The organism is Pseudoalteromonas sp. SG43-5 (assembly GCF_014164345.1).
Taxonomy (GTDB): Bacteria; Pseudomonadota; Gammaproteobacteria; order Enterobacterales; family Alteromonadaceae; genus Pseudoalteromonas; species Pseudoalteromonas distincta.
On the sequence record NZ_JACJFA010000014.1, the window covers coordinates 114,405 to 122,409 of the forward strand.

At 36.2% G+C, this 8,005-nt stretch carries 9 protein-coding genes; 4 read left to right on the forward strand and 5 right to left on the reverse strand.

Annotation, left to right across the window (positions count from 1 at the left end; all coding sequences use genetic code 11):
* Nucleotides 1-5 precede the first annotated feature (5 nt).
* The 4 genes from H5161_RS14645 to H5161_RS14660 all read left to right on the forward strand — a co-directional run bounded on the left by H5161_RS14645 (nt 6) and on the right by H5161_RS14660 (nt 2,466).
* Nucleotides 6-239: a ChaB family protein gene (locus tag H5161_RS14645; protein ID WP_024590240.1), complete on the forward strand. Its 234-nt coding sequence runs from the start codon at nt 6-8 to the stop codon at nt 237-239.
* Nucleotides 240-452: 213 nt separating this feature from the next.
* Nucleotides 453-1,067, forward strand: coding sequence for an ACP phosphodiesterase (locus H5161_RS14650; RefSeq protein WP_182769564.1), 615 nt, complete (start codon nt 453-455; stop codon nt 1,065-1,067).
* An 85-nt stretch (nt 1,068-1,152) separates the two neighbouring features.
* Nucleotides 1,153-2,046 carry a hypothetical protein gene (locus H5161_RS14655; protein WP_259398704.1) on the forward strand — a complete coding sequence of 298 codons (894 nt, stop codon included), beginning with the start codon at nt 1,153-1,155 and terminating at the stop codon, nt 2,044-2,046.
* 78 nt (nt 2,047-2,124) lie between these two features.
* On the forward strand, nt 2,125-2,466 hold the full coding sequence (locus H5161_RS14660; protein ID WP_024604747.1) for a YajD family HNH nuclease: 342 nt from the start codon (nt 2,125-2,127) through the stop codon (nt 2,464-2,466).
* A gap of 3 nt (nt 2,467-2,469) precedes the next feature.
* Here H5161_RS14660 and H5161_RS14665 read toward each other — a convergent pair whose 3' ends face one another.
* The 5 genes from H5161_RS14665 to H5161_RS14685 all read right to left on the reverse strand — a co-directional run bounded on the left by H5161_RS14665 (nt 2,470) and on the right by H5161_RS14685 (nt 7,727).
* Complete coding sequence (locus H5161_RS14665; protein ID WP_182721474.1) at nt 2,470-4,647, reverse strand: response regulator; 2,178 nt, start codon at nt 4,645-4,647, stop codon at nt 2,470-2,472.
* Nucleotides 4,648-4,943: 296 nt separating this feature from the next.
* Entirely contained in the window at nt 4,944-5,621 is a 678-nt protein-coding gene (locus H5161_RS14670) for a DUF799 domain-containing protein (protein ID WP_165743139.1), read from the reverse strand.
* Nucleotide 5,622: 1 nt separating this feature from the next.
* A complete protein-coding gene (locus tag H5161_RS14675; protein ID WP_008165258.1) occupies nt 5,623-5,970 on the reverse strand; it encodes a DUF4810 domain-containing protein in 348 nt (115 codons plus the stop codon).
* Entirely contained in the window at nt 5,970-6,650 is a 681-nt protein-coding gene (locus tag H5161_RS14680) for a CsgG/HfaB family protein (protein ID WP_007378468.1), read from the reverse strand. Before H5161_RS14680 ends, H5161_RS14675 begins: the two co-directional genes overlap by 1 nt.
* 306 nt (nt 6,651-6,956) lie before the next feature.
* On the reverse strand, nt 6,957-7,727 hold the full coding sequence (locus H5161_RS14685; protein ID WP_182769565.1) for a DUF1223 domain-containing protein: 771 nt from the start codon (nt 7,725-7,727) through the stop codon (nt 6,957-6,959).
* Between the last annotated feature and the right edge of the window lie 278 nt (nt 7,728-8,005).

The following is an 8,005-nucleotide window of genomic DNA, read 5'->3' on the forward strand; positions in this document are numbered from 1 at the left end:
AAGTTATGCCATATAAAAATCGTGATGAATTACCTGAGTCGGTAAAAAGTAACTTACCAAAACATGCTCAAGACATATATCAAGAGGCGTTTAATAGTGCGTGGGATACCTATAAGGATCCTAGCGATAGAAAAAACGATGATGACCGCGAAACAACAGCGCACAAAGTAGCTTGGTCGGCGGTTAAAAATAGTTATAGCAAAAATGATAATGGAAATTGGGTAAAGTCGAGTAACTAAACTAACAACAAAGCTTAAGCATTTAAAAGCCGCCATAGCTGATATAGCGGCTTTTTATATAGACGTTTTATAGTTGCGATGTTTATACAATACTTTGCAGTCTGTTTGAGTAAAAACTGGTAAGCAAAACCATAAGTACTGCTTTAAACACGAATGTGAATTTGGTTTAAATTTGCGTTATTATTTATTTGTATTATCCAATCAGAGAACACTTTGAATTATTTAGCTCATCTTTATTTAGCGCAGCCCACAGCCGATTCTCACTTTGGGAACCTGTTGGGTGACTTTGGTGGAAAAAGACATGTAAAGCACGTACCAAATACAGTTAAAAATGGCCTCGATAACCATTATTTAGTTGATAAATTTACCGACTCTCACCACGAAGTTAAACACGCTAAACAATACTTTTCACCCGAGCGTAAACGCTTTGCTGGTGTGGCTATTGATGTGGTGTTTGATCACTTTTTAATTGTGCATTGGCAACGATTTAGCAAGCAACCTTTAAGTGATTTTAAGTACACCAGCTATCAGCTTTTAAATAACCGTATACCTGTTATGCCAGCGCGAATGCAGCATGTTGTAACAAGTATGACTAAAAACGATTGGTTTAAAGAGTACGAAACCGTTGAGGGAGTAGGGCTTGCGCTTGATAATATAGCCAAACGCATTCGTTTTACGAACACTTTTGCGGGCGCGGCTGATGACATAGCACAGAATTACGATGAATTAGAAGCCGTGTTTCTAGCGTTCTTCCCGGAGCTAATTAAGCATGTAAGTGAGTTTGACCTTGAAAGCACCCCAAAAAATGGCATAAAGCGCATTATTTAAAGTTTTCATCAATTGTTAATCTTTTGTGATAAGTTAAGGTGAAAAAAACGCTACTCTAATACAAATTAATTTTTGAGTGTTTTTAATGAATCGCAATTACTTGGCTATTGTGGGCTTTGCTGTTTTAGCGGCATTTCTATCTGGTTCTGTATTAGCTTTTGACTTCGACTTAAAATCGGTACGCACAACTATTTCAAATCCAAATACTAGCCATGCGTTAATATACGACGACTTGGCTGGGAGTAATCAAAAAATACTGTTTTCGTTAGAGCCCATAAATAACCAGCGTGTGGGTGTGTTTTTTGATATTAACGATATTGAAATTGGCTACTCTGCCGACATTTTTGAAGATGATGTTGAAACAAAAACACAGGATATACTGCTTTCGTATAGAAAATTTAAAAATTCTAAAATCACATTCAACTATCAAACGCTTGAAGGGCTGCAAAGCACGGCTAGCAATTTAAGCGGCAATCAAACGGATCAAATTTTCTCGCAAAATACACGTTCAACCAAGTTTGAGTTATCTGGCCAACACAACTTTTATACCTTCAATAATAAAGCGTCTTTGTTTGAGCATTTTTTTCTTAATAGGCCAAAGCTAAGCAGCAAATTTGATTTGTCGTTAAGTGTTGTTGGCGCGTGGTCTTTCAAGCATGTATCTCTTGAGAACAAAGATAATATTGTGTTTCAGGCTGATTTTTTAAATTCACCTGTGCCACAGGTCACTAAGTTAATTTCTAATTCGTATGGGGCGAGTATTGGCTCGCTTTTATCATTTTCGTTACCGCATAATGTTCACGTATTTGCTGAATACAAAGTAGGTAAAGGGCATATTCAAAACACAAACCCTGGGCTGGGGTTAAAGATTCGGGCGCCGAAAAAGTCGAGGCATTCGGTGGTGGAATTTCTTGGACTTCCGACAATAAAAAACTTATGGTCGTACTACGTGCGTGGGAGCAAACAGGCCGGCATATAGATACTTCTTTGGGTGATTTGTCAGTAATTAAGTTTTTTTAGTATTGATCACCGAAATAGTAAATTTACCAGGAATACTATGAGTAAGAATAACGCAGTACCTCAGGCTTATGTGAAGCAAGAGGAAGGTTACCGAATTAAAGCCTTAAGATTGTACCCTTGGGTATGTGGGCGTTGTGCCCGTGAGTTTGAGTACTCTAATTTACGTGAGTTAACGGTGCATCATATAGATCATAACCACAGTAATAATCCAGAGGATGGCAGTAACTGGGAGTTATTGTGTATTTATTGCCACGACAATGAGCACAATAAATACCACGAACATATTATGTATGGCGGGTCGACTACAGAGCGAAAAGTTGAGGCTGCAACGCATTCTCCATTTGCCGATTTAAAAGCGATGCTTAATAAATCAAAGTAGCTACTATGATTTCAACTGTTTGGATAAAAACAAGGTTGTTACATCAGCTACTTTAATAAGTGACAGTTTATCTGCATGGCTCCATGAAATTTTTGAGCCAACACTTTCACAACAAATAACACCTAGCGGTTTGTTATCAATAAAGTAGATGTAATCAAGCAAGGAGTAAATGTTTGATGGTTCAAAATAAACCTTGGTTAAGTTTTTAGTGATTTCGTGGTTTCTCGCATCTGATGCGTCTAATACTTTATGCTCTAAAATATAGTCAAAGTATGCAGGAAAGTCTTCAGCTTTTAAAACTGCATTACTTACTATCTCATTTTTTTCATCAAGGCAAATTAAGCTATTAATGGCAGTATAGTCGTGATTAAACAACCATAGACTGACTCTGTCGGCATTTGAAATTAACTTTTTTAGCTCATTGCATATCTGTTTTAGCTTACGTTCACTCGTAATGTTTGGGTTACTAACTTTAACTGCTAAATTTTTGAGATTTGAGTTTTTTGGATTATAAACATTGAGCAAGCTATTTAAATGATCTTTATTAAATGGCTTCGTTAAATAGCCATCCATACCAATGTCTAAATAGTGTTCAATATCTGGTTTCATGGTGTTGGCTGTCATGGCAATAATTGGCGTTGTTTTACCTGTTTGTTGCTCCCTAATTATCTTAGTGGCTTGCACTCCATCCATCACTGGCATTTGAATGTCCATAAAAATTAAATCAACATGGTTGGCAAAAAAGTAATCAACGCATTCTTTGCCATTTTCGGTAAATATTACTTTCGCATTATGAGCTTGTAGCATTTTACTTACGACAACTTGATTTACTTTATTGTCTTCGGCAACCAAAATAGTACACCCTTGTAAATCGGTTATTTCTTTATTTGGTTTTAATAATTCATCGAGTTCTGATGTTTCAAAGCTTTGTTGGTAAGTAAATACAGAACCTTTATCTTCTTTACTCGTGAAGTTGATTTTGCCATTCATTAAATCACTTAGCTTGGTGCAAATGGAGAGGCCAAGTCCCGTGCCCCCGTACTTTCTAGATGTAGATGAATCTGCCTGATGAAACTCTTGAAATAAATTTTGCTGTGCAGCTTTACTAATACCAATACCCGTATCGATTATTTCAAATACAATATTTTGCGTGTTTAAGAGGTTCTCCTTTACAGTGACTTTAAACTCTACCTGGCCTTGTTGTGTAAATTTAATCGCATTTGAGCATAAGTTATTTAAAATTTGAGAAACTCTGACAGGGTCGCCTTTTAGGGTTGTAGCGATATTTTTATCTATAGATGGAATAAATTTTATGCCTTTATCTGTGGCTTGTTTCATTAGTGGATTAATTACATTGTTAATGACTTCGCTCAGGTTAAAGTTAATATTCTCAATATTTAACTTACCCGCTTCAATTTTTGAAAAGTCTAAAATGTCATTTACAATATTTGAGAGTATATTCGCGGAGCTTAAAATACTTTTTAGGGCGTTATCTTTTTGTATATTTGAAGTCTCTGCTAGTCCAAACTCAGCTAAATTTAAAATGCCGTGCAGCGGAGTTCTTAGCTCGTGCGACATATTTGCTAAAAATCGACCTTTTAGAGTGTTAGCTGTATCAGCTTCTTTTTTTAGTTCTTCAAGATTTTTATTATGTATTTGTTGTTGTTTTAATGCAGTGGCCAGCTTTCTGTTGTTTAACCTGAGCTCAAGTTGTGCGATAACTTCTTTGCCAAGTATTTTCAGTGCGTTAATTTGTGTTTGAGTTAGCTTTTTTGGCTGGTCGCTGATAACACATAATGTACCAATTGTGCTGCCACTAGGTGTAACTAGCGGTGTGCCCGCATAAAACCGAATGTTTGGATCGCTGGTTACTAGAGGGTTATCATAAAAACGTTCATCAAGTAGAGCGTTTTGTATTTCAAATACTTGGTCTTGCAGTATTGTATGAGAGCAAAATGCGATATCTCTTTCAGTGGAGTCTACATCGATACCATACTTTGATTTAAACCACTGCCTTTGTGGATCAACTAAGCTTATAAGTGATATGGGGGCCTCACAAATATCAGAAGCAAGTTGAGTTAAATCATCAAATACTTTTTCGGCTTCAGTATCTAATATTTCATACTCGTAAAGGGCCTTTAATCTAGATTCTTCGTCAGCTGGTATTTGTGCTTTTATCATAGTATTGCTCAATATTTATATAGATTCACTATAAGAGTAATTTAGTGATAATGACAACTTTAACATGTAGAACCGGCTAAAAAAAAGACATTGCATTTTGCTACTCTATTATTACTTTTTTGAAATGTTTTTTCTATTGTGACTAATATTGATTTTTAAACTCGTATTTTAAAATCTGCTCTAAATACTTAAAAGTAACTTTGCTAAGCTTTTTAGCTAGGTAAGCTTTTATTAAAAAGGCCGAATCCCATTTAATGATTCGGCCTTTTTAAGATTTAGGTTAATAACATTAAGAGTTATTTTTTCTTTTCGCTTGGTGCTGGTTGGCCATAATTAGGTGAACGAGGTCCATATAATAAGCCGTTGTAAACATCTGAAGAAAGTAAGCGTGTTGAAGTCATTGCTGCGATTTCAAAGCCTTTATCGGTTACCGTTTCAGCAATTTGATTGATTGCTGCAATAACAAGCATACCTACAAGGCCACCACCGCCATTACTTTGTTGTTCAGCTGAAGAGGCTCTTGCTTTGCCTTGCCATAATTGCTCGCCAGTGCGTAAATCAACTAATGAGGCTGATACAGTTACAGCTGTTTCGCTAGAAATTACAACATAGCTAGTGCCGTATTCTTCAATAGTGATGTAAAGCGCAGAGTCTGCACCAAAAATTTCATGTAATTTATTCGCCGGTACTTGGTGTACGTCGCTTGCAACAGTGAGGCCATTACCTTTAAAGGTTTGATCAACTAAAGCAACAGGAAAAACATAAAAACCCGACTCAGCTATAGGCGCGACCATTTGAGTCATCACACTGTATGGTGCAATTACTTCAGGTGTATTATTTAGCGGAGGTAAAATAATAACTGAGTGAGGGTCTGCTTGTTTAAATGCTGTGTAGTCATGTGCTGGTGGAGGTGAAACACAACCAGCGAGTAATGCGACTAATGCGATCGCTGTGTATGATTTTAAATTAAGCATATTAAGCGCCTTTCGCAGATTTTAGAAGGAAGTCGATGTAATGAACTGATTCTGGGAAAAGTGATTTCTCAGTTTCGAAGTGAGTAGTGCCTAATGAAGGATTACCCGTTTCAAAGTACAGCATACCTAGGTGAGCATGTAGGCCAGGTGCTACATTCTTACTTTTGTTTGCGGCATCGGCAATAATTTGCTCAAGCATACTAATTTGCTCTTCGGCTGTTACGTCATCTGCTTTTAAATAGGCGTATACGGCAGTGCTATAGTCACCGTAATAGTAAATAGGTTCTTTCGTTGAGTTACAACCCGTTAGGGCTATACAAACAAATGCTAAGGTAATTAGCTTTTTCATTATTTATTGCCCCATTGGCCAGCTTCAAGACCAGTAACTAACTTGTTAACGACTTCGCGAATAGCTAGGTCAAGTACTTTGCCATTTAATGTGGCATCGTATGAAGCTGTGCTACCAAAACCAATAACTTCACGTTCTGATAGGCTGTATTCACCAGCACCTTGCACTGAATAAATAACTTCTGATGTAGTAACATCAACAACATTAAGCGTTACTTTAGCATAAGCAATTTGCGATTTACCTTTACCCAATAAACCAAAAAGCTGGCGATCGCCAATGGCTTTACGGCCAAACTCTGTTACATCACCAGTTACAACAAATTTAGCACCGCTAAGAACTTGTTTTGTACCTGTTAACTTTGCTTCTTCTGCAAGGGCTGCCATATTGTCGCGATCAAGCACACTAAAGCGATTTGTTTGTTGTAAGTGGCTCATTAGTGTTGTTTTTGCTTGGCTGCCTAAACGGTCTTGGCCTGATGAAAATATACCATTTTGAAAGCTCGAACGGTTTACAAACTGACCTACGACTAGTTTGCTTTTTGTACCTGAGTAGGTTGTGTTATAGCTAGCAACAGTTGGTGTTTCTATTACTTTTGATGATGTTGTAGCACACCCAGCTAAAGAGGAAGCTGTAATTGCAGCGATTACAATTGTTTTAATGTGGCTTTGGTTAATTCGCATAAATTTTTGTCCATATAGATAATTGCAGAAGTTTTTATTGATAGGCGCTTGATTTTTATACTTATAAGTCAATTACTTATTTCAAGAGTCCATTCAACTTACTTTATAAACAAAAGTCGATGTAAATACAATGTTATTTATGTTTTATACAGATACACACAATAAAAAAGAATAAATTCTTTGTAATAACAATGCTAATTCATTAGTTTTTAAATTATTGAAAGCCTTTTTCTATAGTTGATATACAGGGACATTTATTGCGTGCTGAGTTGTTAATTAGTAATTTTATTCAATTAACTTTAATTTTTAAAACCAATTGGCTGCAACTTGAAGTGGGGTAGGGTCGCCTTTTTTAGATACCCAAAACACTAAGGCTTGCTTTGTTGGAGATATTTTTTTAGCGCGAGGCAGGGTTAAGCCAGTTAATGATAATTGCTGCTTGGTCTGCATGTCACTTTGCTCGTAGCCAATAACAACAAAGTCGTGTTTTAACTTATGTCCTGCGTTTTCGCCGCTGTGTATTTGTGTTTCTATGCCAAAGCCTAATAGAGCTACATGGGCTATTAAGTTTTGGTTAGTATTATCTTCGGTATTAACAGTATCGTATTCGAGATTAATTTTACTGTTGTTTATAGTCGCTTTTAAATTACCTAAATAACGGGCTTTAGCTACAGGAATAGCTTGTTTATAAAACCAACCTTGCCACCCTTTGCCGTTAACCATAAATCCTGGAGTAGCTACAATCCTACTTTTACCGAGTGCCTTATACGTGCGTTGTCTTTTACTAAAAACAGCAGAGGCAAACGGGTCTTTCCATCCTAAATAATCCCAATAAGTAACATGAAAATTAATAGGGATTAAATCAGTCCATAGTTTTTCATCATCTGTAAACGTTGAAATCCAGCGCTCTGCTGGTGGGCAGCTACTGCAACCTTGCGATGTGTAAAGCTCTAAAAAGGTAGTCTGATTAGCTGTACTGGAAATAGTTACTTGCTCAGCAGCTTGGCTTTGAAAGCAAAAAATTATTAACCCAACAAGTGAGATTAAAAATGGATGGGATAGTGCTTTAAAAGGCATGTTACTTCTCGCAAAGGCTGATATTGCATTCAGCCTAAATGATATTTACGAATGAAGTATCACGAAATACTCACAATTAAATCACGTTTTAACTGTGTATTTTATTTAGCTGCTGAATTATTGAAATACTTTACATGACTAAATTTTATTTTTAGGAAATATTATACTTAATTTGATGGTTTGTTAGTTAAAAGCGTCAACCTTTAGTGTGTAAGTGTTTTTTTATATAGAGGTTATCAAATTTTGAGTTTTTATTTATTTATTTATTTATTTATTGG